At 70.2% G+C, this 2,255-nt stretch carries 3 protein-coding genes; all 3 read right to left on the minus strand.

What is annotated here, in order from left to right:
- Nucleotides 1–111, minus strand: a 111-nt coding sequence (locus ACWF94_RS39105) for a galactokinase family protein (protein ID WP_453499842.1), incomplete at its 3' end; no start/stop codon positions are given.
- Complete coding sequence (galE, locus tag ACWF94_RS39110; RefSeq protein WP_453499838.1) at nucleotides 108–1,079, minus strand: UDP-glucose 4-epimerase GalE; 972 nt, start codon at nucleotides 1,077–1,079, stop codon at nucleotides 108–110. The genes galE and ACWF94_RS39105, both read right to left, overlap by 4 nt.
- Complete coding sequence (gene galT, locus ACWF94_RS39115) at nucleotides 1,076–2,119, minus strand: galactose-1-phosphate uridylyltransferase (protein ID WP_453499840.1); 1,044 nt, start codon at nucleotides 2,117–2,119, stop codon at nucleotides 1,076–1,078. The genes galE and galT overlap by 4 nt, the downstream gene beginning before the upstream one ends.
- Between the last annotated feature and the right edge of the window lie 136 nt (nucleotides 2,120–2,255).

Here is a 2,255-nt window from a genome sequence, read left to right on the forward strand (position 1 = left end):
GTGCGGGAGCGCGAAGGGCAGCACCAGGCCGTCGTTGTAATCGGTGTGCTCCCCGATCAGATTGACCCGGCCGGGAGCGGCCCAGACCCCCTCGCCCGGACGGTCGCTCATACGGCGCGCGTCCGCGCGAACTCCCAGGCGTCGGAGACGATCCCGGCCAGCTCCGCCCGCTTCGGGGTCCAGCCGAGCCGTTCGCGGGCGGTGGCCGCCGAAGCGACCAGCACCGCCGGGTCGCCGCCGCGCCGGGAGGCCAGGACCTCCGGGACCGGGTGGCCGGTGATCGTGCGTACGGTCTCGATGACCTGCCGTACGGAGAAGCCGTTGCCGTTGCCGAGGTTGCAGATCAGATGGTCGCCCGCCGTCGCCGCGCCCAGTGCCAGCAGATGCGCATAGGCGAGATCGGCGACATGGATGTAGTCCCGTACGCAGGTGCCGTCCGGGGTCGGGTAGTCGTCGCCGTACACCGAGATGGACGGGCGGCGGCCGAGGGCGACATCGAGCAGCAGCGGGATGAGATGGGACTCGGGGTCATGGCGCTCGCCGCAGCCGCCGTACGCCCCGGCGACATTGAAGTAGCGCAGGGAGACGGCGGCGAGGCCGTGCGCCGTCGCCTCGCCGCTGATCATATGGTCGACGGCGAGCTTGGTCGCCCCGTAGGGGCTGGTCGGCGCGGTGCGGTCGGATTCGGTGACGGGCGTACGGTCCGGCTCGCCGTAGGTCGCGGCCGTCGAGGAGAAGACGAGCCTGCGGACCCCGGCGGAGCGCATCGCGGCGAGCAGGGCGAGGGTGCCGCCGACATTGTTGTCCCAGTACTTCTCGGGCCGGGCGACGGATTCGCCGACCTGGGAGAAGGCCGCGAAGTGCAGTACGCCGTCGTAGGAGCCGTCCAGCCACTTGCCCGCGTCCCGGATGTCGCCCTCGATGAACGCCGCGCCCTCAGGGACGCCCTCGCGGAAGCCGGTGGACAGATTGTCCAGGACGGTCACCTCGTGCCCGGCCTCCAGCAGATGGAGGGCCACCACGGCGCCGATGTATCCGGCTCCGCCCGTCACCAGGTACTTGCTCGTTGGCTGGCTCATTCGCTCACTGCCTCTCGCAGTCGCCGGGCCGCGGTCTCCGGCGGCACATCGTTGATGAACACGCTCATACCGGACTCGGAACCGGCGAGGAACTTCAGCTTGCCGGAAGTACGTCGGACGGTGAAGAGCTCAAGATGCAGGGCGAACTCATCCCTGAGGGGCGCCGTGAACGGCGCCTGGTGCCAGGCCGAGATATACGGCGTCGGCGGTGCCCCGGGCCCGAAGAGCCGCTCGAAGCGGCCGAGCAGATCCAGGTAGATCCCGGGGAACTCGGCGCGGGCGGCGCCGTCCAGCGCCCTGAGGTCCGGCACCCGCCGCCGTGGGTAGAGGTGCACCTCGTACGGCCAGCGCGCGGCGTAGGGGACGAAGGCGACCCACTGCCCGGTCTCGGCGACCATCCGCGACGCGTCGGCTACCTCCCGCCCGACGACATCGTCGAACAGGTTGCGGCCGGTGTCGTGCCGGTGCCCGGCGGCCGAACGGAGCATCAGTTCCGTACGGGGGGTGATGAAGGGGTACGCGTAGATCTGGCCGTGCGGATGGCCGAGGGTCACCCCGATCTCGGCACCCCGGTTCTCGAAGCAGTAGACCTGCTCGACCCCTGGGAGTCCGGCGAGCGCGGCGGTGCGGTCGGTCCAGACCCCGAGGACCAGCGCGGTCCTCTCCTCGCCGAGACCGGCGAACGACGCGTCATGGTCGGAGGTGTAGCACACGACTTCGCAGCGGCCGGAGTCCCCGGCGAGCGACGGGAACCGGTTCTCGAAGACGACGACGTCGTAGTCGGCCGCCGGGATCTCGCTGAGCCGGCCGTCACGGGAGGGGCAGAGCGGACAGGCGTCCACCGGCGGATGGTACGTCCGCTCCTGCCGGTGCGACGCGATGGCGACCGAGTCCCCCAGCAGCGGGTCCCGGCGGATCTCGGCACTGGTGGCCACCGGCCCGAGCGTCCGCCGGTCGACGGCGTCGCGCACGGTGTCGTCACGGGAGTCGTAGTAGAGCAGCTCCCGTCCGTCGGCGAGCCGGGTCGATGTCTTCTTCACGGCGGCGTCTTCCTCACGGCGGCTCCCGGTGAACCTCTGCGGTGAGACCCCTCACCATCTCAACATAATCGATCACAACAAACCATGAGTAAACAAGCATCGTCAATGCGCGGATGCCGAGCCTCTGCCTCTCACC

The sequence above is a fragment of the Streptomyces sp. NPDC055078 genome (genome assembly GCF_053607985.1).

Excerpts from the sequence above, each read along its gene's own strand:
- galE (WP_453499838.1), bottom strand. The coding sequence starts at position 1,079 with ATGAGCCAGCCAACGAGCAAGTACCTGGTGACGGGCGGAGCCGGATAC.